At 60.7% G+C, this 23,807-nt stretch carries 23 protein-coding genes; 16 read left to right on the top strand and 7 right to left on the bottom strand.

The window, feature by feature from the left end; all coding sequences use genetic code 11:
- Positions 1 to 78: 78 nt before the first annotated feature.
- Positions 79 to 1,014, top strand: a complete 936-nt coding sequence (locus JO015_10170; protein ID MBV9999466.1) for an SMP-30/gluconolactonase/LRE family protein — start codon at positions 79 to 81, stop codon at positions 1,012 to 1,014.
- 239 nt (positions 1,015 to 1,253) lie between these two features.
- Positions 1,254 to 1,649: a hypothetical protein gene (locus JO015_10165; GenBank protein ID MBV9999465.1), complete on the top strand. Its 396-nt coding sequence runs from the start codon at positions 1,254 to 1,256 to the stop codon at positions 1,647 to 1,649.
- Between the two features lie 87 nt (positions 1,650 to 1,736).
- Here JO015_10165 and JO015_10160 read toward each other — a convergent pair whose 3' ends face one another.
- Positions 1,737 to 4,373 carry a glycoside hydrolase family 3 C-terminal domain-containing protein gene (locus tag JO015_10160; GenBank protein ID MBV9999464.1) on the bottom strand — a complete coding sequence of 879 codons (2,637 nt, stop codon included), beginning with the start codon at positions 4,371 to 4,373 and terminating at the stop codon, positions 1,737 to 1,739.
- Positions 4,374 to 4,540: 167 nt separating this feature from the next.
- Between JO015_10160 and JO015_10155 the strand changes: the two genes are divergently transcribed.
- A complete protein-coding gene (locus tag JO015_10155; protein MBV9999463.1) occupies positions 4,541 to 5,419 on the top strand; it encodes a DUF3500 domain-containing protein in 879 nt (292 codons plus the stop codon).
- Positions 5,420 to 5,880: 461 nt separating this feature from the next.
- Here JO015_10155 and JO015_10150 read toward each other — a convergent pair whose 3' ends face one another.
- A complete protein-coding gene (locus JO015_10150) occupies positions 5,881 to 6,948 on the bottom strand; it encodes a hypothetical protein (GenBank protein ID MBV9999462.1) in 1,068 nt (355 codons plus the stop codon).
- 155 nt (positions 6,949 to 7,103) lie between these two features.
- Here JO015_10150 and JO015_10145 point away from each other — a divergent pair, with 155 nt between their 5' ends.
- From JO015_10145 to JO015_10135, 3 genes are all read left to right on the top strand, one after another.
- Complete coding sequence (locus JO015_10145; GenBank protein ID MBV9999461.1) at positions 7,104 to 7,757, top strand: hypothetical protein; 654 nt, start codon at positions 7,104 to 7,106, stop codon at positions 7,755 to 7,757.
- A gap of 68 nt (positions 7,758 to 7,825) precedes the next feature.
- Positions 7,826 to 8,770 carry an aldo/keto reductase gene (locus JO015_10140; protein MBV9999460.1) on the top strand — a complete coding sequence of 315 codons (945 nt, stop codon included), beginning with the start codon at positions 7,826 to 7,828 and terminating at the stop codon, positions 8,768 to 8,770.
- A gap of 157 nt (positions 8,771 to 8,927) precedes the next feature.
- Entirely contained in the window at positions 8,928 to 9,230 is a 303-nt protein-coding gene (locus tag JO015_10135) for a non-heme iron oxygenase ferredoxin subunit (GenBank protein MBV9999459.1), read from the top strand.
- Between the two features lie 54 nt (positions 9,231 to 9,284).
- Here JO015_10135 and JO015_10130 read toward each other — a convergent pair whose 3' ends face one another.
- Positions 9,285 to 10,550: an MFS transporter gene (locus JO015_10130; GenBank protein ID MBV9999458.1), complete on the bottom strand. Its 1,266-nt coding sequence runs from the start codon at positions 10,548 to 10,550 to the stop codon at positions 9,285 to 9,287.
- Between the two features lie 623 nt (positions 10,551 to 11,173).
- Between JO015_10130 and JO015_10125 the strand changes: the two genes are divergently transcribed.
- The 5 genes from JO015_10125 (at position 11,174) to JO015_10105 (ending at position 14,531) form a co-directional block, all read left to right on the top strand.
- A complete protein-coding gene (locus JO015_10125; protein ID MBV9999457.1) occupies positions 11,174 to 11,398 on the top strand; it encodes a DUF2905 domain-containing protein in 225 nt (74 codons plus the stop codon).
- A gap of 178 nt (positions 11,399 to 11,576) precedes the next feature.
- Entirely contained in the window at positions 11,577 to 12,527 is a 951-nt protein-coding gene (locus JO015_10120) for a HAMP domain-containing histidine kinase (protein ID MBV9999456.1), read from the top strand.
- Positions 12,528 to 12,764: 237 nt separating this feature from the next.
- Positions 12,765 to 13,196, top strand: a complete 432-nt coding sequence (locus JO015_10115; protein ID MBV9999455.1) for a DoxX family protein — start codon at positions 12,765 to 12,767, stop codon at positions 13,194 to 13,196.
- A 363-nt stretch (positions 13,197 to 13,559) separates the two neighbouring features.
- Complete coding sequence (locus tag JO015_10110; GenBank protein MBV9999454.1) at positions 13,560 to 13,973, top strand: response regulator; 414 nt, start codon at positions 13,560 to 13,562, stop codon at positions 13,971 to 13,973.
- A 93-nt stretch (positions 13,974 to 14,066) separates the two neighbouring features.
- Complete coding sequence (locus JO015_10105) at positions 14,067 to 14,531, top strand: hypothetical protein (protein MBV9999453.1); 465 nt, start codon at positions 14,067 to 14,069, stop codon at positions 14,529 to 14,531.
- 25 nt (positions 14,532 to 14,556) lie between these two features.
- Here the strand turns inward: JO015_10105 and JO015_10100 are convergent, their stop codons facing one another.
- Positions 14,557 to 15,621 carry a carbohydrate kinase family protein gene (locus JO015_10100; GenBank protein MBV9999452.1) on the bottom strand — a complete coding sequence of 355 codons (1,065 nt, stop codon included), beginning with the start codon at positions 15,619 to 15,621 and terminating at the stop codon, positions 14,557 to 14,559.
- Between the two features lie 243 nt (positions 15,622 to 15,864).
- Here JO015_10100 and JO015_10095 point away from each other — a divergent pair, with 243 nt between their 5' ends.
- Entirely contained in the window at positions 15,865 to 16,554 is a 690-nt protein-coding gene (locus JO015_10095) for a M23 family metallopeptidase (protein MBV9999451.1), read from the top strand.
- A gap of 207 nt (positions 16,555 to 16,761) precedes the next feature.
- Here the strand turns inward: JO015_10095 and JO015_10090 are convergent, their stop codons facing one another.
- Complete coding sequence (locus JO015_10090; protein MBV9999450.1) at positions 16,762 to 17,856, bottom strand: lipid A deacylase LpxR family protein; 1,095 nt, start codon at positions 17,854 to 17,856, stop codon at positions 16,762 to 16,764.
- A 228-nt stretch (positions 17,857 to 18,084) separates the two neighbouring features.
- On the opposite strand from JO015_10090, the gene JO015_10085 reads away from it, so the two are divergent.
- The 3 genes from JO015_10085 to JO015_10075 all read left to right on the top strand — a co-directional run bounded on the left by JO015_10085 (position 18,085) and on the right by JO015_10075 (position 20,987).
- Entirely contained in the window at positions 18,085 to 18,324 is a 240-nt protein-coding gene (locus JO015_10085; protein MBV9999449.1) for a hypothetical protein, read from the top strand.
- Positions 18,325 to 18,623: 299 nt separating this feature from the next.
- Positions 18,624 to 19,016, top strand: a complete 393-nt coding sequence (locus tag JO015_10080) for a peptidoglycan-binding protein (protein ID MBV9999448.1) — start codon at positions 18,624 to 18,626, stop codon at positions 19,014 to 19,016.
- Positions 19,017 to 19,055: 39 nt separating this feature from the next.
- Positions 19,056 to 20,987, top strand: coding sequence for an ABC-F family ATP-binding cassette domain-containing protein (locus JO015_10075; GenBank protein MBV9999447.1), 1,932 nt, complete (start codon positions 19,056 to 19,058; stop codon positions 20,985 to 20,987).
- Positions 20,988 to 21,004: 17 nt separating this feature from the next.
- Here the strand turns inward: JO015_10075 and JO015_10070 are convergent, their stop codons facing one another.
- Both JO015_10070 and JO015_10065 read right to left on the bottom strand, forming a co-directional pair.
- Complete coding sequence (locus tag JO015_10070) at positions 21,005 to 22,276, bottom strand: S41 family peptidase (GenBank protein MBV9999446.1); 1,272 nt, start codon at positions 22,274 to 22,276, stop codon at positions 21,005 to 21,007.
- 65 nt (positions 22,277 to 22,341) lie between these two features.
- The gene (locus tag JO015_10065) at positions 22,342 to 22,662 is read right to left on the bottom strand and encodes a hypothetical protein (protein ID MBV9999445.1); all 321 of its coding nucleotides are present in this window, start codon (positions 22,660 to 22,662) and stop codon (positions 22,342 to 22,344) included.
- A gap of 116 nt (positions 22,663 to 22,778) precedes the next feature.
- Between JO015_10065 and JO015_10060 the strand changes: the two genes are divergently transcribed.
- On the top strand, positions 22,779 to 23,804 hold the full coding sequence (locus tag JO015_10060) for an AI-2E family transporter (protein ID MBV9999444.1): 1,026 nt from the start codon (positions 22,779 to 22,781) through the stop codon (positions 23,802 to 23,804).
- Positions 23,805 to 23,807: the final 3 nt, after the last annotated feature.

The following is a 23,807-nucleotide window of genomic DNA, read 5'->3' as shown; positions in this document are numbered from 1 at the left end:
GATGTGCAGCCCTGCGGCCCCGCAGGGCCGATGGGCCGCCCTCAGGCGACTCATAAATGCCCTGGATTTGTTCCCCCCATGAAAAATGCTGATCCTGACCCGGCCGTGAACTGCGTTTTGCCCGCGCAAGCGATGAACGGAGAATCACCCTGCTGGGATCCCCGTGAAAAATGCCTGTATTGGGTCGACGTGCCCGAAGGCATGGTTCACCGCTTCGATCCCGGCACCGGCCAGGATATTCATTGGCGGATGCCCACCAAGATCGGCTCCCTTGCCCTGGGTCCGCCGGGGAAGATGATCGTGGCGCTTCGAACCGGGGTCTACCGTTTCGCCCACGAATCAGGGTCGCTTGAGCTGCTTGCTCCGCCACCGTTCAACCCCCGCCAATTCTTTCTGAATGACGGCAAATGCGACCGTGAAGGTCGCTTCTGGGTCGGACCGATGTTCGATCCGCTGGACCCGGTCAGCGCCGGACCGCGGACTGCGCCCCTGCTGTACCTGGATCCGGACAGTTGGCGGTTGCGGCCGGTGATCGGGCACGTCAGCGTCTCCAATGGGCTCGGATGGAGCCCCGATGCGCGTCTGATGTATCATGCCGATACCGAGAAGAAAGCCGTGTTCGCTTTCGATTTCGATCCTGCGACCGCGACCCTTACAAACGAACGCACGCTGGCGGTCATTCCCAGCCCCGACGGCGGGCCGGATGGCGGTATGGTCGACGCCGAAGGCTTTTACTGGGCCGCGATTTTTGGCGGCGGCCGGCTCGTGCGGCTGGACCCCGAAGGTAGAATCGAGCGCGAAGTCCACCTGCCGACCAAGTATCCCACCATGTGCGCGTTCGGGGGTGAAGATTTGCAAACGGCCTTTGTGACATCATCGTCAAAGCTCATCCGGTCCAGCGGAAAACCTTTGGCGGAAACTGACGGCGGAATCTTTTCTTTCCGTGCGCCTGCGCCCGGTTTACCCACGAGCTTCGCTTCGGAAAAATACTTCCGGACCGCGGAAGCCCGGTGAGCCGATCAGTCCTCCGCTTTGTCCCATTGTCCCATTGCCGCCTTGACAAACGACGCCAAAGCTGAGACAACGGCGACTGTCGTTTCGACCGAGTGACAACCGTCAAGGGTTATGTGCATACCGCGGAGACGGATTTTTGGCCTTCTCAGTCAGCGCCGATGAAGTCGGCGAAGCAGCACTACAGGGTAAGTCCGAGCGCAGTTAAGCAGCAGCATCCTCTCAGCATAACAGGAAAAATCATGGTTATTAGTACTTCGAAAAGAGCCAGGTTTGCACTCTGGTTGATCGTCCTTCAGACTGTGGTCGTTTTTTCAGCCCAGGCCGGTAATAACTACAACAATCACGTCAGCCGTCCCGCCGCCAATAACGCGGCGGTTCATGGCAACGCCTATCACGGGCCTTATCGCGGCGCTTATCACGGGTCTTATGGGAATCGCGGAGGTGGTTATCATGGCTACCACGGTGGTGCTTATCACGGGTACCACGGGGCATATTACCACGGTGGCCGCTACTACCGAGGCGGTTACTACGGAGGCCGTTACTATGATCCAGGCTATTATCCCGTGGACAGCCCCTTCTTTGGAGGCGGATTCCCGTTTCCATTTCCATTTGTGCCGGTTCCGGTACCCTATTGACGTTCCCTCAGCCCTGAACGGGTAAATGGGTCAATACCCGGCTTCCCCTTTGGGCGCCACGGACGTCGTCGACGGGTGGAGGGGGCTCTACGGCCCGGCAGTGAGTTCGCGGGTTAGGGAAAAGTCGCCAGAAAGCCTGATGTCCTGTGACGATGCGCCAACCAGGACCGTGTAGGAGCCGGGTAGAGCCGTCCATTGCTGGGTCGCCGTGTTCCAGTACGCGACCGAACGCTGGTCCAGGGTGAGGCTGACCTGTTCCGATTGGCCCGGGTCCAGGTAAACTTTCCTGAACCCCTTCAACTCCTTGATGGGCCGTTCGATGGGCGGGTTGTTTTGGCGTACGTAGAGCTGGGCGACTTCGGCGCCCGCCCGTTGGCCGGTATTCTTGACGATGAACGTCACCGTCACCGGCGCGGTTCCGTCGAAGGCAGCGGGGGTAACCTTTAGGCCGGAGAAGTCGAATGTTGTGTAGGACAGGCCGTAACCGAACGGAAACAGCGGCGTGACGCTGCGCTTTTCATAACCCCGGTAGCCGATGTAAAGCCCTTCGGCGTACGCGATTTCGGCCGTATGCCCATGCAGTTGCTCAGGGAAAGTGGCGTACGCGGGGTTGTCTTCGAGCCGGCGTTCAAAGGTCACCGGCAACTTGCCTGACGGATTTACCCTGCCAAAGAGGATTTCGGCTAGTGCCTGGCCGCCGTTTTGGCCCGGGTAGAACGTGTGCAGGCAGGCGCCTGCCTGGTCGATCCAAGGCAGGGAATCGAAGTTGCCGCCGCCGTGCAGGCACACGACGGTGTGCGGGTTCACCCGGGAGAGATTCCGGATCAGTTCATCTTCGAACTCCGGCAACTGGAAGGCGCGGTCACAACCTTCGCCTTCATACTCCTCACCTAGGCCCAGGCACATCACCACGGCGTCATACTTCTCCAGGCCGGGCGGAGCCTGCAGTGCAGCCCAGCTCGCCTGGATCCCCTGCAAGCCGCCCTGTTCGAAGGAGTTGAAAAAGCCTTTTACCCGGCGGTACTCGATCACCACGCGGTAAGTCCGGCCGGCTTGCAGGTCAATCCGGGCTGATCGCGCCGGGGTGGGGCCATATACGATCGAAGGCAGATCAGGGTTATTGAAGTTATCGATCAACACCCGGCCCTCAACCGATAACCGCAACCCGCCGTCGCCGCGAACCTTGAAGACGTGGGCGCCCGGGATTTGCGGGCGGATCTGCCCGGACCAACGGGCCGAGAAGGTTGCCTGGCTCGTGGACGGAATTTGCGGCGGGACTTGACCGGTGGCCACCGACGCCGTCTCCGGCGTTATCCCGGTAGTCCATTCGAGGTTCAAATGGAGATCGATCCGGGTGGCTGCCGGTTGGCCCGAGAGATAGTTGTTTGCGAAGTATTCCCCTTTCAGGCCCCCGGCGATCTCACCATGTTCGTCGATGTGTTCCCAGGCAGAGTCCTCGGGCCTGGGCGTGCAGGCCGGGATGTAATCCACCCGGGTGCCCGGCGCGGCGGCGGAGCGGATGCCATCCAGTTCGCTGACCCAACTGATCGGCGTGACGTACGAACTGCCGAACCCGGTCGGCGGTGCGCCGAGGGCGCGTGCCCCAAGGACGGCAATGGACCGGACCCCGGGGCCGAACGGCAGCAGATCGACCCGGTTTTTGAGCAGCACGATGCCTTCACGGGCGATCTCGAGGGCGACGCGCTCGCTGTAAGGATTGTCAAGAGGGACAGCCGGATCAAGTTGCTGGCGATCCAGGAACCCGAAAGAAATTACCCCGCGCAGGATCCGGCGCACCTTGTCGTCGATGGTTGAAACGGGCAAAAGGCCGGCGCTGATTACCGGCCCGAGCGTCGCCGGGTTCATATGCTTGCCCGCGGGGAGATCCACGTCGCAACCGTTCAGCGCCGCTCTGACCCCATTGTGAATGGCTTCGTAATCCGACACCAGAATGCCGGTAAACCCCCAGTCGCCTTTCAGCACTTTCTGGAGCAGAAACGAGTTCTCGCAGCACCAGTCACCATTTACCTTGTCGTAGGCGCCCATCACCGTGGCAACGTGGCCGGCTTTCACCGACGCCTCAAACGGCGGCAGGTAGATCTCGCGCAGCGTCCGCTCGTCGACCCTGATGTTGACCTCCGTACGATTTTCCTCCTCATCATTACAGACGTAATGCTTGGCGCAGGCCCAGGCGCCCTGGCTCTGGATGCCCAGAACCTCCTGGACAGCCAGTTCGCTCCCGAGGAAGGGATCTTCTCCGGTCAGGTACTCGAAATTTCGTCCCCCGAGCGGAACCCGGTAGACGTCCATCCCCGGGCCCTCGATGGCGAAATAGCCGCGCGCACGGGTGTCTTGTCCCATGGCGGCGCCCTGTTCCCGGGCGAGATTTGGATTCCACGTCGCGGCTAAAGTTAGTCCGGAGGGAAATCTTACCCCGGGAGAGTTGCGGCGTACGCCTAACCCCGCATCCGTTTGATAGATTTGCGGATTCAGGTTGCCCGGGAAGTCAGGTACCGGAGGCACCGGCTTTAAATCGAAAAACCCGGTGCCCCCGATGTAACTCAGCTTCGCGTCCGGCGCCAGTTGGGAGAAGATGGTGTTTACCCTGGTATCCACGTCGCCCGGCGCGGCGGTAGACTGACCCTGTTCGCCGCGCACACTCACGTTGCATGCGTTGATGAACAACCCGATCAAGATAACCTTTCCTGGATCAACTAACCTCATAAGGTAGAAGGGGGGTTGTGGGAAACGCGCATCGGTCCGCCTCATCAACGTGCCTCGCACCCGCTTCTATGATCGATGGACCGATTCCAGGCGGTTCTCTCGTCGGACCGGTTTCATGGACAAAGAAGACCGGTCGACGCCGTCTTGCGAATCCGTTACTGTGCTGAATGAGGATCTGGCGCTCGTTGCTGGCGTGGACCGGGATCGTGCTCGTATGGGGTTCACGAGCCGTGGCCGGGCCGGTCGAGGACGTGCACCGCTGGGTCGCACAGCTCAACGAGAACGAGCGGCGCCAGGCCGTGCTGGAGTGGAGCGATCCGGAACGCCGGCACCTGAGCTGGATCCCGGGCATCAGGGCCGGGCTGGCCCTGAGGGTGATGCGCCCCGAGGTGCAAACGGCCATGTGGACATTGCTCAGGCAACAGCTCAGCCCGGGAGGATTCGAGGCCGTCCGGATGATACTCAACCAGGAGCGGATTTTGCAAAAGGTTCAGGGGGGAGCAAATTTTATGGACCCCGGCGCGTACTATTTTGCGATCTTCGGTTATCCCGGACCGGGTCCCTGGAGTCTTCGGTTTGAGGGACACCATCTGTCCCTGAACCTGACTTATAACGCTGATGAATTGATCGCCGGCACGCCGCTCTTTATCGGGTCAAACCCGGAGCCGTTCGACGAATCGTCCGAGCCCAAGGTTCTCCTTTCGCCTCTGCTGGCGGAAGCAGCAACGGTGGCCAAGAACGTTCGAATCGACGTGGCGCGATCCGGGGTTCGCGTGAGCCTTTTATCTCCCGACGACCAGAAGCGAATCCGTCAGGTTCTGTATTTTTCCTACCAGATCTATCCCGCGGCCGAGCGTGGCCGTTTCACGCGGGACCTGGATGCCCGTCTGCAGAACGCGACGTTTCGCTACGACGCCTTGGGACTGGAAATTGAAGGGAGCGGTCTGCATTATTACCTGCAGCGCCAGGGGGAGTTGCACTTCCATTCCCTCCTGCGCGATGACCGCACGGACTTCGGGACGGGCCAGCCCTGGCCGGCGCATTGAGATCATCCGCAGAACAGAGAAAACGTCCACAGATTACACAGATTACCGTCACACGGCGGGCACGGCGGGGCTGGCGGGCACGACGTAAGAGTTCACACGGCGAACACGGCGAGCCACGGCGAACACGGCGGGAAGAGGGGGAAGGGAAACGAGTTCGGAGTTCGGAGTTGCAGCATGGGTGCCGGCTGCCGATGTCAAGTCCAGCGTTTGGGATTCTTTTTCTGCGTTTTTCTGCGTGTTCTGCGGATGATTTTGTCTTCCGCGGGGTGAGCCTGACCCTCGGGGGAGATCGGATCCGGTTCTACGACGCCTCCGAACTCCGAACGCCGAGCCCCGAACTCTTCCTCTTCCCGCCGTGGCCCGCCGTGTTCGCCGTGTGAACTCAGTCGTCGTGCCCGCAGTGTGACCGACACCCGACACTCGTTACCCGTTACCCGTCACTCTTCATTTGTGGCATTTATTCACCGGCTGAGGGTCCGAACCGCCCGCTGCACGATTCGCCGTAAGCCGTTACCCCGAAGGCGGACCAACTCAGAAAGGGGGGTCCGGGCGGCGCAGGCGGCGGCCACGTCGTACCCGATGAGATAACCCATTCTCGGGGGCAGGGCGCCCATGGCGCGGTGGTAACTGAGGTAGCGGGCCGTTACCGCATCATCATCCGCTTCCAGGTCATTGAGCATGGCTCGAGCCACGGTCGATACGTACCGTGGACCGTTTGCGGCCAAATCCGGGTCCAGCAGCACATCGGCCATCGATGCACCTGGATTGAGCAGGTGCGAGATGTAACAGGCCAGGCCTTCCTGCCAGACCTGGCGGTAGAGCGGTACCGATTCACCCCGATGCGGCTGCGGGTTCACCTGGAAATGGTAGAGATGAAAATTTTCGTGCGCCAGGAGGACGCCCAGCCGGCCGTTTGGGCCGTGCAGCTTCGCGATGCCGTCCAGCCCAAGCCAGAGCTGGTTAGGTTGGTCGTGCGGGATCTTAGCATCGAACCTGAACAACGAGAGCATCAGCGATACCCGGACGCGCGACGGGTCGAAATCGGGAAAAAGCCGTCGCAATGCCTCGGTAATCTTGGGCTCCTGGTCCAGGCAACGCCCCTCGAGGGTGCGCATGGCGGGCAGGTACGGCGCAAGCTCGGCCAGATAACGGGACAGCGAGGGCGCGTCCATGAGGAAGAGCGCTGAGTGGCCGTAAATATCAGGCCGCTCCTGGCGCAGGAAGCCGGCCAGCCCGGTCCCGGCAACGGGGGTCGAATGTTCATCACCCCTGGTCTGCCTGGCCAGCCAGCGAGTCAGGTCCGGCAACATGTCACTGCAAGGCACCGGCGCCACTTGGCCGAAAGCGCTGGCGGCCGCCGATATTTGTAGAAACACCGGCAGGGCCCGTATCCAGCGTGCCGCGGCTGCACCGATTTTTCCGCTCTGTCCGGCAGGGCAAAAATTCAATTTAAGGCGAGAAGGCTTTTCGATCGGAGGAGCATAAGCCGGCTCGGATTTCAGTTCGAGGTTGTCCTGCGTGGAGTTCATGATTCAATGCAGGCCATCCATGGTCACGAGAGGGTTTGTCCCAGGTTGGTGGGCGATGTTGATGGCGGCGGCCATCGCAGTGCACGCGGAGCAACCGCCGTATGTGCCCGGGCCGCTGCCGCCATCCGGTCCCCCGCCGACGCTTTCGCATCACCATGCCGGGTCCGGAACGCCTGCCGCACGGCGGCGCCGTCCGAGCCGTCCGGAACGAACCACCCACGTTCGTCGCGCTTCGGCCCGGCCAGGGCCGGCGTACGGCAAACGCTGGAACCGCCAGGCCGGACCTGCGCATTCGCATCATGCTGCTCGCCACTGGTCATGGCGCGGATCATCGCACCGCAGGCATCATCATTACCGGTGAAGCCGCCGGATTGCCGGCAGACTTGCCTGGCCGCCGCGGGCCGAGCCGGACCCAAGTTTCGCCTTGTGCCCTAACGAGTTTGCTCGAACTTGCCGCGGTGGATCCCAGATACGCAGCGGCATGGATTTTTTATCGTCGATTGCGCCGGGTGGTGTTCACCCTCTTTTTCGTCGCCCTGATCGAGCTGCGCTGGCTGACAATTATTCCCGGCCTGGCGTTCGCGGCGACGTTCGTCATTTACTTCCTCTGCGCCCTGTGGCTTGCAAACTGGACCTGCCCGCGGTGCCGCCAGGCGTTCTTTCGAGGGGCATTCCTGAAAAGCCTTTTCGGGGGTAAATGCTTTTACTGTGACCTTCCGAAATGGAGCGTCACGGCGCCGGGCAACACGGTGTTGCTGCCCCGATTTCCAACCGGATGGAAGCCCTTGGCGGAAGTGGATTCCCGGTAGGCAGCCCCGGCCCGTTGATCCGGGTTTCCGGCGGTCGACAACGGTCCGGCACGGGTTAGCTTTCTGCCATGGCGAAAATTGGTACGACTGATCTCGACGTTTTCCCCCTCGCGCTTGGCGGGAACGTTTTCGGCTGGACGGCAGATGAGCAACAATCTTTTGCCGTGCTCGATGCCTACGCCGCTGCGGGCGGCAACTTTATCGATACCGCCGATATGTACTCGGAATGGGGACCGGGGAACTCGGGCGGTGAATCGGAAACGATCATCGGGCGCTGGATGAAAGCGCGCGGAAACCGTGACCGCATGATCATAGCCACCAAGGTCGGCAAACTCTCGCGCCTCTCCGGGTTGTCGGCCAAGACCATCCGGGTTGGGGTCGAACAATCTTTGGAGCGGTTGCAGACCGACCGCATCGATTTGTATTACGCGCACGCGGATGACCCGGAAACTTCCTTGGAAGAAACCCTGGAAGCCTTTAACGCCCTGGTGCATGCCGGCAAAGTGCGTTACATCGCGGCTTCGAACTACTCGGCATCGCGCCTGGCGGAAGCGCTCGAGGTTTCAAAACGCCGAGGGTTCGCCCGGTACGTCGCTTTGCAACCGCACTACAATCTTATGGAGCGGGACGAGTACGAGGGCGCCCTGGCTGACGTGGTGCAGCTGGAAGGCTTGTCGGCGGTTCCGTATTTTGCGTTGGCGAAAGGTTTTCTGACCGGTAAATACCGTCCGGGCGGTCCGGAGGTGAACAGCGTTCGCGCCGAAGGTGCCCGCGCTTACCTTGACGAGCGCGGTCTGCGGGTGCTGACCGCACTCGACGACATCGCCGCCGCCCATCACACGACGCAGGCAGCCATCGCGCTGGCGTGGTTGCTGGCGCAGCCGACGGTGGCGGCGCCGATCGCCAGCGCTCGTAACCCCGCGCAGTTGGCCGAAATCCTTTCGTTCGTCGATCTGCAATTGACTCGGGATGAACTCAACCGCCTCACGACTGCTTCCACCCGTAATTCATAAACTCGTGGCGGGTGCGGGAACCGGGAGCACGGCAACGCCGCTGAACCGCTGAACCCGCTTTGCGCGGGCGCAACCTCAAGGGTGCGCCCGCGTCTCTTCGCAGGTTTGACCGGGTTGAACGGTTGAACTGATCGCGGTTTTGCGATTACATCCTGCCATGGCTTTGCAACGGATCTGTGCCAGGTCGGAGCTCTTGCCGGGAAGTTGGAAGCGGATCGACGAGCCTCCCATCGCCGTGTACGACGTGGCGGGTGAACTTTTTGCCATCAAAGACGTCTGTACCCACGCCTGGGCCCGCTTGTCGGACGGCGAAGTTGACGGGCAATCCGTCGTTTGCCCCTTGCACGGCGCCTGTTTTTCACTCAGCACCGGTGAAGCGCTCACGCCCCCGGCGGTCGACCCGGTAGAAACCTTCGCGGTCGTGCTGAAAGACGGGGACGTCTACGTGGAACTCGATTAACCACCCTGCATCGATCGCACGCAATCCTCGCTCCCTCGCTCCCAGCTTCGCAGCTCACCGGCCATCTCCGGCCGGTACGGCCGGTACGGCCGCCTGGGGATGATGATGCTCGATGGCCGGCAAAAAGGCCGTCAGCAGTCCGATCAACGGCAGGAACGAGCAAACGTGGAAAACGAATTCAATGCTCGTACGGTCAGCCAATTGCCCGAGCACGGCTGACCCGATCCCACCCATCCCGAAGGCGAATCCGAAAAAGAGGCCGGAAATCATGCCCACCTTGCCCGGGATAAGTTCCTGGGCATACACCAGAATCGCCGAAAATGCGGAGGAAAGGATCAGGCCGATGATCACCGTCAGCACCGCGGTGATCAACAGGTCGGCGTAAGGCAGCGCCAGGGTGAACGGCGCCACGCCCAGAATCGACACCCAAATCACGTATTTGCGGCCGAAACGGTCGCCGATGGGACCGCCCAGAATGGTGCCGGCAGCGACTGAAACCAGGAACAGGAAGAGATAAAGCTGCGCGGTCTGGATCGGCAGATGAAATTTGTTGATCAGGTAAAAGGTGTAATAGCTGCCCATGCTGGCCAGGTAGAAAAATTTCGAAAACATCAGCGCGATCAGCACGGCCAGCGCGCCGGTTACCCGCCCCGGTGCGTTCACCGCCGGCTGAACGCCGTGTACGCCCGGTTTATTACCTTTGCGCCGTGAGAGGTTACGGGCGTACCAGCCGCCCACATTGGCGAGGATAATAATTGCAAGGAGCGCCAGCGCGGAAAACCATGCAATCTTGGACTGTCCGCCGGGAACGATGACGAGGGCGGCCAGCAACGGCCCGAGCGACTGGCCGGCATTGCCGCCCACCTGGAAAAGCGACTGCGCAAAGCCGTGACGGCCGCCCGAGGCCATCCGGGCCATGCGCGAAGCTTCCGGATGAAAAACCGAGGAACCCATCCCGACCAATGCCGCCGCAACCAGGATTACCGGGTAACTTCCCGCCACAGACAAAAGCAGCAAACCGACCAGCGTAAAACCCATGCCTATCGCCAGGGAGCGAGGCTGCGGGAAATGGTCGGTGTAGAGGCCCACCATCGGCTGCAGCAGCGAAGCCGTCAGCTGAAACGTGAGCGTAATCAGGCCGATCTGGCCGAAGCTAAGCCGATAATTGTCTTTCAGGATGGGGTACAGGGAAGGGATGAGCGACTGAATCGTGTCGTTAAGGAGGTGGCAGAAACTTACGGCCAGAATGATGGCCAGCACGGTGTTCTCAGGACGATGGTGCGAAGGATGAATCGATTCAGTCTGCGGACGAGCTTCCATGTTTTGCTGACCGGGATTTCCCGGGAACGTATACGCTATTTTAATTCCGCCCGGGCGCAACCCAGGGAGCGAGTCCAAGGGTGGGTGGACATCCCGATTGTCGGGCCAGGGTCACACGGTCACACGGCGGGCACGGCGAAAAGGCGGGCACAACGACTGAGTTCACACGGCGAGCCACGGCGACCACGGCGGGAAGATAAATCATCCGCAGAACACGCAGACGAACGCAGAAACGAGAAAACATCCACAGATTACACAGATTGACACAGATTAAGGGCACACGGCGGGCACGGCGGGGGTGGCGGGCACGACGTAAGAGTTCACACGGCGAACACGGCGAGCCACGGCGGGAAGAGGAGAGAGTTCGGAGTTCGGGGTTCGGAGTTCGGAGTGGGGGGTGGGTGCGAGTCTCGGCCTTAGAGTTGCCGCCGGGTCCTCTTAATCTGTGTCAAGCTGTGTAATCTGTGGATGCTTTCCTCTTTTCTGCGTGTTCTGCGGATGATTTAGTCGTTCCGCCGTGGCCCGCCGTGTTCGCGGTGTGAACTCTGTCGTTGTGCCCGCCAAACCCGCCGTGCCCGCCGTGTGCCCGCCGGGTTGCAGCCTGGGCGGATTGACCGCATCTTATGCGGGTGCAACCGGAGATTGGCAAATTGATCATCGGCGTCGGCGTGCTCCTGGTGATCATCGGCCTCGTAGTGTGGAAAGTGCCGGGAGCGTGGACGTGGTTCGGCAAGCTGCCGGGCGATATCGCCGTACGGAAAGGCGATTTCTCATTCTATTTTCCGCTGGCTTCCTGCGTCCTGATCAGCGTGATCCTGTCCCTTCTTGCCTGGCTGTTCCGGCGCTGAGCCGGGTTCGGAGGGCGGGCGTTGCGGCGGACGGGGTGATTTCGAGGGCTTTTTGCGTGCATTTTTGCTGAACTTATCTTTGGATTTGCCGATCTATGCTCGACTATGTAGCGGTTTGCCTGCTGCCGGGCTGGAAAATGTTGATGAAAACGGCGAACCCATTTTCAATTGGCGTCCAATGAAATCAACCAGACTCACGGTGGCGACCGCGACGGTTGGCCTGGTGGTTTTCAGCGTGAGCCTAGCCGCAGCCGTTTGTTGGACCCGATCCGGCCCTGGGGCATCGGGGGCGCTGCTGTCTGTGTTTTTGGTTTCTGTGGTCGTCGCCTCCGCGGTCGGCTGGTGGCTTGGAGACCGCCTCGCCCGTCCCTGGGAGGATTTTGTGCGTCAGCTCGCGGGTTTACGTAATTCGCCTGAACGCCCTTTACTTCAATCTCAAACGGATGACCCGTTTCCGCGCACGGCGACCCGGGAGGTGAATGCCCTCCTGGCGGAACTGGCGCAATCTCAGGAGCAATTGAACGTTTTCTCCGCCAAGGTGGCGCATGAGCTCCGCGCGCCGATCACCCTGCTCCAGCTGCAGATCGATTACGCGGCCGGCAGGCTGGATCCAGGGCTCGTTGAAGGGCTCCGAGCCCAGATCAAGCGGCTCACCGACTACGTGGACACGGCGCTTTTAGTGGCCAGGGCGGAGCAAGGCAACCTGCCGTTGTCCAAGGAAAGCTGTAACCTCAGCACGCTGATCGCGGATTTGCTGCAGCCCTATGACCTGCGGGCCAAAACCAGCCGGCGCCCGATTCACTGCACATTGAAACAGACGATGACCGCGGAGATTGATCCCAGGATTTTCGGCCTGATTTTCAATAACCTAATGTCGAATGCATTCTACCATGGGTCGGGTGAAATTCGCGTCCGGCTGCACCAGAGACGCAAGGTGCCCGAATTGCTTATCGTGAATCGCGTGCGGCAGAAAGCGGATGAATCCGTGACGCATGAAGCCGGCACCGGGATGGGTCTGAAGACGGCCTACCTGCTGGCCCAGGCGCACCAGGGTCTCAAGGTGGAGGCGCGCCAGCGGCAAGGTAGCTTTGTCGCACGTGTGCGCTTTGCCGGCCCTGCGGACGTTTAAGTGAGAGGTAAATCTGCCGAAGGATGTTATTCGGGTTGGCTCGACGCCGGTCCGAGCCGGTAAGGGACCGTGGCTCGACCGCGTTGGGGCCGGCTCATAAAGCCCTGCGTGCTTCTAACTTTTGCAAAGGTCACCATGGTTACCCCGGAGCGCACCCAAACTTACGGTCGACCGACTGAGAAGGCCGATCAAGGCTCGTTGTGGTTGATGATAAATTCGTTGTTAAAGCGGCTGATCATGACCGGACCTTCCCGGTCGATGATTCCCGTCCGCATTGTGTTGGGCACCATCTTCTTCGTACACGGTTCGCAAAAGCTGCTGGGCTGGTTTGGTGGCAAAGGCCTCATCTTCAGCGCTCAGATTTTCGAGGCGCCTTACGGGCTTCGACCCGGGCTTTTATGGGCCTCCCTGGCCGCGCTGACCGAGTTTTACGCGGCGCTACTTGTCTTCTCCGGGTTGCTGACGCGTCTGGGTGCGCTCGGCCTCGCGGCCGTAATGGCAATCGCCATCTGCAAGGTACATCTCGGCTCGTTTCTTAACCCCGACGGCATGGAGTTTCCTCTCGCTCTGCTCGGAGCCAGTCTTACGCTGTTTATCTACGGCGGAGGTTGGTGGTCGGTTGACCACGCCTTACTGCGGCCTTCGACCCGAGACGATGCCCGTACCTGATCGCCTTGCGTTGCCCTGCACCACCCCGGCCCGTCTAAGATCAAGCAATCATAAGAATGGACGATTCTGGGGTCGTTGACCTCGAACCGTTGCTCATCACGTAAGCAAAAGTGCACGAGAGTCCCAATGCGACCGTTTTTTTGCAGGCTCGTGACGTCCCTATTGCCTCTCGCCGTCGAATTATCCAACATGCAGCTGCATGCTGAGACCGGCACTCGGCTTCCAAACGCCCGTGCGGGAGACAAGCTTCGATGGTCGCGCAACCCCCAACGCAACGTGCAACCTCAACCCCTACCGATCAGCCTGAGCAGTTGCCATCCCTGTCGGCGCCTGTTCTAGCCTGGCAATCCGCAAATCCTGACCATGGCCGCTGTACCCCGCTTTTCTGACCGAAAGCTCACGTTTTTGGTGGTTGACGATGAACCGTTCATCCTGGAATACGTTCGCCAGGTGCTGTCGCGCCTGGGCCAACGGGTCTTGACTGCACGCAACGGCGACGAAGCCTGGTCCCTGTTTGAGCGCCAGCGCAACACCATCGACTTCCTGCTCACTGATATCATGATGCCGGATTCAATCGACGGCTTTACCCTGGCGGAACGCGTGCGGCAGGTTAAACCGTCGCTGCCGATTCTTTTCATCACGGGTGCTTTGCCGGATGATGATCCCCGGACATTGGACCTTGTGGAAAGGCGGCTGCTGCTCAAAAAGCCGTTTTTCCCCGAACAGCTCATAACCCTCTTGCAATCGCACCTTAGCCCCGCCGGTTCCGCGGTTTGAGTGTGCCTGTCCTGGAGGTCTGCCGCCCGGAGCGCATTCGACGCTCGTGATTGACACGACCGCTGGCGGGTGCACGTTGGGGGGCTAAGCTTTATGCCGTTTATCGATCTTCACAACGAAGATGGTTTTCCCAGGAACCGCAAGCGCGTGACCCGGTTTGAAGGATTCTTACGGGCAGCAGAGCACGTTTCGCCCAACGTGTTTTTTCGTGAGATCCTGCGCCGCTTCGGGCCATTCAGCGTGCGGCGCCAGGATGTTGACCGTGCGTTGTTCCTTTTTGAGCGGGTTCAGTGGGCCAGAGAACGCGTTTATTTCGCCTTCACCAGCGTGGTGGTGGCCCTGGTGGTGCCTGTCGGCAGTTTTTTTGTGATTGATCCTTATCGCTGGCCTGCGTTGCTTACCGGTATCGGCATCGAGTTGCTGCTGGGAGCATATTTCAGCTCGGCTCATCGCGTCCTGACGCAGCGCCGGAACGATTACCAGGTCTGGCTGGGGGTGGTTCACCGGGCAGCCCGCTCCCGTTCGAACAAAGGCGGTCCGGACGCACCTCCGTTTTAATTTGGTTTGGTTTAGTTGGTTTGGTTTAGGTTAGCGCCGGGCGGTACCCGTAACGCTCACCCAAGGCAAGGCACTCGGACGAGGGGCTGATGCCCAGAGTACAACTCGGGTACCGGAGAGAAGCCGCCGCCGCACAAACGCCAAATCGAAGTGCGTCCTGCATGGGGACTCCCTGATGCAGACCAAGCAGCACGCCGGCGGCGAGGGCATCACCCGCACCTGCAGACCCTCGGATTGATTCCGCCGGGAAATTGACGCTGGGTTGAAACAGGACCGTATCCGGCCTGCCGACGGCCAGTACACCTTCGGGAAAATGCACCACGACCCAGCGTCTCACACCGGCTGCAAGCAACCGCCGGGCGGCATCGATCAGCGCCGGTACATCGATGGCCTCGGCGCGCCTGATCCGGCGAGAGACGACGCGTTCCGCCTCAATCTCATTAAGGAACAGCACGTCGGCGTAGGGCAGCGTCGGATGGACAACGCTGGCGTACCGGTCCTGGCGTTCATCGCTCACCAAGTCGACCGAAGTTTGGAAGCCAGAGGTCACCGCACGCTCAAGGAGTTCCGCGCTCCGGGTTGCCCGCCGGTTACCCGGCCCGTCGAGCCGGTCCAGAAGCATGAGGTAGCCCAGGTGAAAAAATCGCGCCGTTGAGGTGGACAGATCCAGCATGTCCGCATCGAACAACGCGTTCGCGCCGCGTTGATGGAAAAAGGTGCGCCGGCCCGTGCCCTTCACCGTCATCACGTCCGTATAGGAGGTGGGGGCTCGATCGGTGCGCACGATCAACGAGGTATCGATGCCGTAATCCGCGCAGGTCTTGATTACCCAGTCGCCGGGCCCGTCCATTCCTACCAGGCCGGCGCCGGCGAGCGGAAAATCCGCCCCGAGCCGGGCCAGATCAACCAGCACGTTAAACGGAGCGCCCCCGGTGCCGTCCTGCTCTGCTTCAATGTTGACGAGCGTGTCCTGGCTCGGCCAAGCGTCGATCATCTTGACGTGATCGACGATCCAGTTGCCGGCAGCCAGGAGTCCGTTGCGCGGAGCCACAAGCCGTCCATCGTTCCCGCCGGAACGCGAAAAGTCCATCTCCTTTTTGAGCCCGGCAGCGTCTGCCGGTTGAGCGAATGCTCAGCGGGTGAACATACTTGCGCGTCCGGTTTGACGAACGGGCCGGACGATCCGGCGCAACGCAGGTGCGGACGTTTTTCTGCTATCCAGACCGTCAATCGGAAGAAATCGCGTCAGTAATCGTCCGATTTACCTGTTTTTCGACAAAAATGCGTCATTGGGACTTGCCCTGGGCGCTAAACCCCGATACTAGCTTCGGCCATGTCGGGCTTGTTCCTTCTCGTCGGCCTCACTATCGCGTTTGCACCCCTGGTCAACGCCCAGTTAACCGAGGTATCAACTCAATTGACGGATGGCTTCGATTACCCGGTGGGAAAACCGAATGCGGAGAAGTTCTACAAATCCCGCGGCTTCACGCCGCACGGTCATCTCGGTGAAGATTGGGTTCGGCAGGAGGGAAGTGGCGTCGCGTTCCGCAACCCGGTTTACAGCGTCGGAACGGGCGTCGTGACGCTTGCCCGCGACTTCCGGCGCGCATGGGGCAATGCGGTGGTGATCCGGCACGCATTTCTCGAGGACGGCCGGGTGCAATACGTTGACTCCTTATACGGGCATCTCGATCGGATCCTGGTGAGCGAGGGTCAGCGGGTGACGCGCGGCCAGCAGATTGGGACGATCGGCACGGCCCATGGGCTCTACCCTCCGCACCTGCATTTCGAAATCCACCACAACCTGACCATCGGCGTCGTGCATACCGGATTTGCCGGGGACTATTCCAACTATGCCGATCCGACCCAGTTCCTTGATTCCCACCGCGTGCTCAAACGCTCCCCTCAGACCGTGGTCGTTGCCCTGAGTGGTTATGCCATGCCCAGCTTCGCCGGCATCCCTGCCCGGCCCGCAGCCGTCGGCCAACGTTTCGGCCGTGCAATCAGCTTCACCGGACAGTGAGACGCAGGAGCGTGGCGGGTGTCGAGCGTCGAGTGTCGAGTAAATGCCGCAAATGGACGAGAACTGATCGGGACGTTCCTTCCGGAGACCGCACGGACAAGGAATCAGGAAATGTCACCGGCGCGGTTATAGATTGCCAGGGAATGCCGCGAACAAGGAGCTTTCTTCCATTTGTGGCATTTTTCCGCTTGTGGCATTAGTGGCATTCTAGAAGACGGTAAACCCGAAATTGAAGCTGCCGAAAAGGTCGACGCCCTGCTGGTGGTAGAATTCGGGGCTCCGCACGAGCAGCGAAAAGCCCAGGCGAACCCAATCTTTGTAGTAAAGTTGCGCGCCGACGAAGGCGTCACCCACAACCGGGACCTTGGAAACGCTGCGGCTGTTCGCAAAGGTGTTGCCATCAAGGAAGATGTTGCGGGCGATCGCGCGCCCTTGGAATCCGGTGTAGAGATTGAACCCAAAATCCGTGCCGCCGCGCTCCGGCGAGAAATACGAGGTGCCGGAGTAGCCGGGCCGGATGAAATCCGGACCCCAATTGGCTTTGAGGCCGCGACCCCATCGGAAAAGGCCCCCCGCCTCGGCGTAGTCAAAAACGTTGCCCACGCTGATGCCGGCATCCGGGATGAATTCAACGCCGAAATGGTTGCCGAACTCATGGATCAGGCGCCATTTGCGCTCCCACGAGGCCACAAGGGCGGGCTCGTTCCTGAGTTGATGACCCCAGCCCTTCGCTTTGGAACTGCCCTCAAACACGTGAAAGTCGTTCTGGGTCTGGCGACCGAGGGCGTACGAGCCCACGACCCCGCCCAACAGTTCAAACGACGTCAGTTCCCGGCTGTCGTCGTCCTGAATAAAATTGACGCCCGTGTACAGCCATCCGGCATACGGCCGGTCCCGGGTGGACGGGTCTGACCGCTTGAGATCCTTCGGAGTAAAAAGGCTTTGGCCGAGCACGGTCCACTCAATCCGGTTATCCGGAAATTCTGGGCGGCCAAAGAGGAAGATTGAATGCAGCCAGTCGAAGGGCCGTGCCCAGCAACTGTTCGGGTCAAGCGACGGAGAAAGGTAAAGGATCTTCGCGCCCTGCGTGTAATGCTGATCCTGGCCGATCGGAGTAAAAACATCGTTTTCCTCAACGGACGTAAGCTGTCCACGCCCGCCGGCAGATTGCGTTTGCAGGGGAGCTGGCGCGATTCCTTTGCCGGCGGCACTCGCGTCGCTGCTTTCGATTCCTGCAGCCTGCTCCGCCCGCAGGCCGGGCAAGGCGCAGAGGAGAACGGCAAAACAGAGGGCTCGGATCATTTTGTGTTTTCAATTCCAGGGTGCTCTATGCAATACCCCCTCAATCGCAGGGGCGCCAGAATCACCAGTACGCCGAAGCTGGCTTCCGCGAATTTCCTTACCGGTTTAGCCGCGTGATGGCAACTGCGATTATCACACCGTCACACCGATCGAAACCGGGCCGGAACTCGCTGGCCTCTTCCGGGGGAGGACCCGACCACGGTCCGGGCCCGTTGCGATCAACTCTACATGAACGTTTACCCGGATGATCCCAACCCCAATTGGGAAGGTTATGAGAATCTGGCGGAATCCCCTGGGGAAGTGACTGACCCGCTCGAGGAACCTTTCTCCAGCTCGGGCCGGATCGCGCCCAGGGGTGACGCGTCCCTGGCGGAGGATGATGCGAGCGAGTTGCCGCCCGAAGAAACGGACCCCGCCGCGCGACCGGCCGATCAGGACCTGACGATTAATGAGACCGGGGAGGTTTAAGCCCCTTTGGCGCAGCCGTTGAACGGCCGGGGCCCCTGGTAATTTTTCCATTTGGTGATACTTTGCGTTTTGCAATGAAATTGGTCACTCAGTTAGCTGGGGTTGCCCTGTTTGGTGCTTGGCTGACGTCTTCCGCGATCGCGGTCGGGGCGGGCGGATTTAACGGCGGGGGTTTCCATGGCGGAGGATTTCACGGTGCCATGCCTGCAGGTGCCAATGGTCACGGGGCGGTCGCCTTCCGCGGTTCGCCTGCTTTCCGGGGGGTAGCCGGTTTTCGGGGTGCGTACCGTTCAGGTTTTATGCACGGCCGTAATGGCCACTATTATCGGTATGACCGGTACCGGCACAGATTTGTCGATGTCGGCTTCTTCGGCTACCCGTTCGGGTTTTACGACTACGGTTATCCCTACTGGTACGGTTACCCCTATGGGTACAATTACGACTACTACGGTTACGATCCCGGTTACGACTACCAGGCGGCGGTTAATCAGCGCCCGGGCAGGCCGAACCTCGGGGTGGCGGTCCAGGCTGAACTGGCGCGCCACGGCTACTATCAGGGGCCGCTGGACGGCGTGATTGGGGCCGGGACCCGCCGTGCTATTCGTGAGTACCAGCGGGACCACGGGTTGCCCGTCACCGGCGAGATCACTCCGGAACTCCTGGACGCCATGAAGCTGCGCCCGAGGGAGTAAGGCGTTGCGCCTTCGTGAGTGCGCGGTAAAGGTGCGCCCATGCCGAGTTCGGTCGTGAGCGTCAGCGACGCATCCGTAAAGTACGGGGCGCAGATTATCCTGGAAAATGCGACGTTTAACCTCGACGAACAGGAACGGGTCGGCCTGATCGGGCGCAACGGCGTCGGCAAATCGACTTTTCTGAAGATCGTTGCCGGCGAACTGTCCCCCGATACAGGAACCGTTGCGCGCCGCCGGGATTTATCGATCGGGTTCGTTTCGCAAACGTTAAACCTGGAGCCGGACAAGACCGTGGAGGAGAACGTGCTGTCCGGCGCCCGACGCGTCCGGGATTGGATTGCGGAATATGAGCGTACCCCTTCCGATTCTCCGGAGAGCGCGCGTCTGTTCGATCTGATCAGTCGGGCTGACGGCTGGAATCTCGAGAGCCGGCTTCGGGCTTTGGTGAATGATCTGCACGCGCCTGAACCGGGCCGCCTCGTCCGAACCCTTTCGGGCGGCGAACAGCGGCGGGTATTATTCTGCCGCGCTTTACTGGGTCGACCTGACCTGCTCATCCTCGACGAACCGACCAACCACCTCGATCCTTCCTCCATCGAATGGTTGGAGGATTTTCTTCAGCGGTACCCGGGAACCTGTCTTTTTGTTACCCACGACCGCTATTTTCTCGACCGCGCAGCGACCAGGATCGTGGAGCTGGCCCGCGGGCAATTTGCCTCCTACGAGGGCAATTACACCGATTACCTGCTCGGGCGAGCCGAGCGCCAGGCCGCGGAGGAGCAGCTGGAGCGGAAGCGCCAGAAATTTCTCAAACAGGAGCTGGCCTGGGTTCGAAAGAATCCCAGCGCGCGCCGGACCAAGTCCGTCGACCGCGTTGCCCGTTACTTTGAACTGGCCGACCGGAAGCCGCCGGAGCCTGAAATCGACGTGGAACTGGTCATCCCGCCGCCGCCGCCGCTGAGCGAGCGCGTGATCGAAGCGGACGACCTCACCCTCGAGATGGGCGGGCAGATCCTTTTCCGCCACCTCAGTTTCGAACTTAAGCCGGGTGAACGGCTGGGCGTCGTTGGCCGGAACGGTGCCGGCAAATCAAGCCTGTTGAAAGCGATTTTAGGCGAGGTTAGGCCCGCGGGAGGAATCGTGCGCCTCGGGCCTCGCACGATCATCAACTACGTGGACCAGGGCCGGACGCAGTTGGACGACGAACGAACCGTCTGGGAGGAGGTCGGGGAAGGCCGCGAGTACATCCCGTTCGGCGGCCAGATGATCACCACCCGCGCTTATTTGCGGCGCTTTCTGTTCACCGACGAACGTATCAACACGCGGGTGAGCCTTCTCAGCGGCGGCGAGCGAAGCCGCGTCATCCTGGCCAAGATCCTGCGCCGCGGCGGCAATGTTCTGATCCTGGATGAACCGACCAATGACCTCGACCTCGGCACGTTGCGTCTGCTGGAGGAAGCCCTGACATCATTTGAGGGCAGCGCCATGGTGGTAAGTCATGACCGGTATTTCCTGAACCGCGTGTGCACCGCGACCCTCGTGTTCGAGGAGGGCAGCCAGGTACGCTACTACGTGGGTAACTACGATTACTACGTTCAAAAACGGGGTGAACGGGAAAACAACACCACGGCCCCGGCGAAAGCCGGATCGCGGGAGGGGCCCGCGGCGCGCCGTGCGGCTGCCGCATGTACCCCCGGCAAACCGCGTAAGCTAATCTGGAAAGAGGAACGCGAGTTGGCGCAGATGGAAGAGCAAATCCTGGCGGCTGAAGCGGAGGTGGAGCGAGTGGAGCGTTCATTCACAGACCCCGATTTCTTCCGCAAGTACGGGATGCAACGGCTTGAGCTGGAACAGAAGCTCGCCCATGCCCGGGCCGAGATTGAACGCCTCTACGCTCGCTGGGGCGAACTTGAGGCCATTCGCGCCGGCAGCCAAACAGACCGGACCCTTCCCGAGCCGGATTCCGGGTAGACCGGGCTGCCTCGGACTCACCCTTTGGATTTTACCTGGTAGGTAAGGTAGCCGTGGAGCGCATCCAGGGCTCGAGCCAACGGTTCATCAGAGAAATTGGACACCAGATCCTTCTCATCCGCATTCAGGTAAGCTCCACGGTCCTGGAGCAGAAGGCCGCGTTCCTGCATGATGGACAATGGGGCGAGGATGTTTGGGGTGACGCCCCGGCACTCGATCGCATTGTGTTTGGGGGTGAAATATTCGGCCGTTGTAAACTTAATGGCAGAGCCATCCGGAAGCGGCACCTCGCTCTGGATGACGCCTTTGCCAAAAGTGGGTTCCCCGACGACGATGGCGTGAGCCCAGTCCTGCAGCGCGCCGGTCACGATCTCTGCTGCGCTGGCCGTTTCACCGTTTACCAGGATCGCGACCGGCAGCGTCATAAAGGGCCCATCGTGGTCGGGCGTGGTCAGCTCCTGGCGATTGCTGCCGTCTCGGCCCTCCGTTGAAACCACCGCGGTTTTAGCCGGCAAAAAGAGAGCGCTGGTCTCCACCGCACTGTTAACGAGGCCGCCGGGGTTGAAACGCAAATCCACGATCAGGGCAGCGATACCCGATGACTTGAACTCATCGACTTTCTGCCTGATCTCTTCGGCCGTTCGTGCCACGAATTCGGTCACACGCAAGTAGCCGATCTGAACAGGTTCGGAGTTACCGGCCCGGATCACGCGGGTATCCCGGACGCTAGGCACCTGGACCACCTGACGTTTTATCTCGAGCTGCCAGCTCTGTCTGGTTGCGGGACGAAACAGGTCCAGCTTCACGGTCTGACCAGGCTCACCGTTGAGCAAGCGTCCGAGTTTATCGAACGTCAACCCGCGCGTGGTCGTCCCGTTGACGGCCGTAATCTGGTCGCCGCTCTGCACGCCGGCGCGAGCGGCGGGGGCGTTCTCGATAGACGAGACCACGGTGAAATTACCGGAGACCTGTGCGACCACGATGCCCAAACCGCTCATCTCCCCGCGGCTTTCGTACCGTTCCTGCCGGTAAGCTGCAGGATCGTAGAATTCGCAGTGGGGATCGAGGTGCCGGACGACGCCGCGAAGGGCCCCATAGATCAGGTCGCGGTAGCTTGTCTTGTCGGGGCTGATGTAATCCTGGCGGACAATCTGCAACACCCGGCTGAAAATCAAGGTGGCTTGCGCGAGTTCATCGAGCGCCGGCGCAACCGGGGCCGCCGAGAGCAGCGCCAAGCCCACGGCCAGCTCCAGCACGATACAGGCAAAAACCAACGGGCGCTTCCTCATTCTAGCGAGGCTAGCACAGCTCTGGTCCTGCGCCAGAATCGTTATAAGGCAACCCCGGCCGGCGATCAGTCAAGGTTTGGCCGCTTGCGGGACGGTCGTACCGGCTCCGCATGGATGACAATTTTTTCCCCGACGGCCAACTTGGGATGGCCAAACCCGCGGAAACGAACGCTCGTTTCGCCCGCCCGCGTCCCGCTGACCAACAGCCAGCCTAACCCTGCCGATAAGCCTTGGCCCGGCTGCAAGCTTGCAAATTCGGCTGCCTCGACCTCGACCACAAACGACCAGCACGGCCGCCGCTGCACCTTCGTCACGGTGGCTTCAAACCGTGCCGCCTGTCCGGCGGCCTCGCGAGCGGCGGCCCCTGCGCTATCGTCCTCTTTCATGGCGGGCATCACCCATCAACCATGGGTTTTATTCGTTCTTCGCGCAATCGTTTGACATTTAGCGAGCTTGACCGGTCCATATCGCCGGTACGAGTTGTTTGTCATTGTCCGCGCCTATGAACGTGCTCACCCCTTATCAAGACCGCACCGCGGTTACGAGGATTGTCTCCTACGTCCTTGCCGGGCTGGCGTTATACTTCTGTTTGAAGCTGCACCTGCTTGCGGGTGTGCTTGCAGGCTTGCTCGTCTACGAACTGGTGACCTGGCTGGCGCCTCTGCTCGAACGCCGCCTGGTGGGTGAACGCGCGCGACTCGCCGCCGTTGCGACCCTGGCTATAGTCACCATTTTCGCGCTGATCGGCTTGATCATGGGCACGGTCGCGTTTTTCCGCAGCGATACCGGGAGCCTGCCGATGCTGGCCGCCAAGGTCCAACTCATCCTCAACGATGCCCGCGATAAACTGCCGCCGTCGGTGGTCGAAGATCTTCCCGATACCGTCGGCGGACTGCGCGACTACGTAAAATCCTGGGCCGACGCGCACAAACAGGAACTGGGCACCTTCAGCCGGGACGCCAGCCATCTCTTCCTTAACACGGTTATCGGAATGATTGTCGGCGCCCTGATCTCGCTGCGTGAACAGCGCCCCGGTCCCCGGCCTAAAGCCTTGTCGGCAGCCTGCACGGAACGAATCAGCCGGTTCGCCGACGCTTTCCGGCGGATCATGGTAGCCCAGGTGCGGATTTCAGCGCTGAACACCTGCCTCACCGGAATTTTCGTGCTGATCATTCTGCCGCTCTTTGGAATTCACCTGCCCCTGTCCAAAGCCCTGGTTGTCATCACGTTCATCACAGGTCTGCTCCCGGTGTTCGGAAACCTGATCTCCAACTCCATCGTCACGATCGTGGCCGTTTCGGTCTCCCTGTCGGCCGGAATCGCCGCCCTGGTCTTCCTGATCCTGATCCATAAGCTCGAGTATTTTCTGAATGCGAAAATTGTCGGCTCGAGAATTCACGCGCGCGCCTGGGAGTTGTTGATCGCGATGTTTGTCATGGAGGCGGCCTTTGGCATCCAGGGGTTGATCGCCGCGCCGATTTATTACGCCTACCTGAAAAGTGAATTGACCCAGGTCGATCTCATCTGAGCG

This window comes from Verrucomicrobiota bacterium (assembly GCA_019247695.1).
In the GTDB taxonomy this organism is placed as follows: Bacteria; Verrucomicrobiota; Verrucomicrobiia; order Chthoniobacterales; family JAFAMB01; genus JAFBAP01.
This window is presented reverse-complemented; position numbering and strand designations above follow the sequence as displayed.

Excerpts from the sequence above, each read along its gene's own strand:
- JO015_10080 (MBV9999448.1), top strand. The coding sequence starts at position 18,624 with ATGCACGGCCGTAATGGCCACTATTATCGGTATGACCGGTACCGGCAC.
- JO015_10105 (MBV9999453.1), top strand. The coding sequence starts at position 14,067 with ATGCCGTTTATCGATCTTCACAACGAAGATGGTTTTCCCAGGAACCGC.
- JO015_10150 (MBV9999462.1), bottom strand. The coding sequence starts at position 6,948 with ATGAACTCCACGCAGGACAACCTCGAACTGAAATCCGAGCCGGCTTAT.
- JO015_10085 (MBV9999449.1), top strand. The coding sequence starts at position 18,085 with ATGAACGTTTACCCGGATGATCCCAACCCCAATTGGGAAGGTTATGAG.
- JO015_10145 (MBV9999461.1), top strand. The coding sequence starts at position 7,104 with ATGCCGGGTCCGGAACGCCTGCCGCACGGCGGCGCCGTCCGAGCCGTC.
- JO015_10100 (MBV9999452.1), bottom strand. The coding sequence starts at position 15,621 with ATGGACTTTTCGCGTTCCGGCGGGAACGATGGACGGCTTGTGGCTCCG.
- JO015_10140 (MBV9999460.1), top strand. The coding sequence starts at position 7,826 with ATGGCGAAAATTGGTACGACTGATCTCGACGTTTTCCCCCTCGCGCTT.
- JO015_10165 (MBV9999465.1), top strand. The coding sequence starts at position 1,254 with ATGGTTATTAGTACTTCGAAAAGAGCCAGGTTTGCACTCTGGTTGATC.
- JO015_10160 (MBV9999464.1), bottom strand. The coding sequence starts at position 4,373 with ATGAGGTTAGTTGATCCAGGAAAGGTTATCTTGATCGGGTTGTTCATC.
- JO015_10115 (MBV9999455.1), top strand. The coding sequence starts at position 12,765 with ATGACCGGACCTTCCCGGTCGATGATTCCCGTCCGCATTGTGTTGGGC.
- JO015_10075 (MBV9999447.1), top strand. The coding sequence starts at position 19,056 with ATGCCGAGTTCGGTCGTGAGCGTCAGCGACGCATCCGTAAAGTACGGG.
- JO015_10135 (MBV9999459.1), top strand. The coding sequence starts at position 8,928 with ATGGCTTTGCAACGGATCTGTGCCAGGTCGGAGCTCTTGCCGGGAAGT.
- JO015_10065 (MBV9999445.1), bottom strand. The coding sequence starts at position 22,662 with ATGAAAGAGGACGATAGCGCAGGGGCCGCCGCTCGCGAGGCCGCCGGA.
- JO015_10095 (MBV9999451.1), top strand. The coding sequence starts at position 15,865 with ATGTCGGGCTTGTTCCTTCTCGTCGGCCTCACTATCGCGTTTGCACCC.
- JO015_10125 (MBV9999457.1), top strand. The coding sequence starts at position 11,174 with ATGCGGGTGCAACCGGAGATTGGCAAATTGATCATCGGCGTCGGCGTG.
- JO015_10155 (MBV9999463.1), top strand. The coding sequence starts at position 4,541 with ATGAGGATCTGGCGCTCGTTGCTGGCGTGGACCGGGATCGTGCTCGTA.
- JO015_10170 (MBV9999466.1), top strand. The coding sequence starts at position 79 with ATGAAAAATGCTGATCCTGACCCGGCCGTGAACTGCGTTTTGCCCGCG.
- JO015_10060 (MBV9999444.1), top strand. The coding sequence starts at position 22,779 with ATGAACGTGCTCACCCCTTATCAAGACCGCACCGCGGTTACGAGGATT.
- JO015_10120 (MBV9999456.1), top strand. The coding sequence starts at position 11,577 with ATGAAATCAACCAGACTCACGGTGGCGACCGCGACGGTTGGCCTGGTG.
- JO015_10110 (MBV9999454.1), top strand. The coding sequence starts at position 13,560 with ATGGCCGCTGTACCCCGCTTTTCTGACCGAAAGCTCACGTTTTTGGTG.
- JO015_10070 (MBV9999446.1), bottom strand. The coding sequence starts at position 22,276 with ATGAGGAAGCGCCCGTTGGTTTTTGCCTGTATCGTGCTGGAGCTGGCC.
- JO015_10130 (MBV9999458.1), bottom strand. The coding sequence starts at position 10,550 with ATGGAAGCTCGTCCGCAGACTGAATCGATTCATCCTTCGCACCATCGT.
- JO015_10090 (MBV9999450.1), bottom strand. The coding sequence starts at position 17,856 with ATGATCCGAGCCCTCTGTTTTGCCGTTCTCCTCTGCGCCTTGCCCGGC.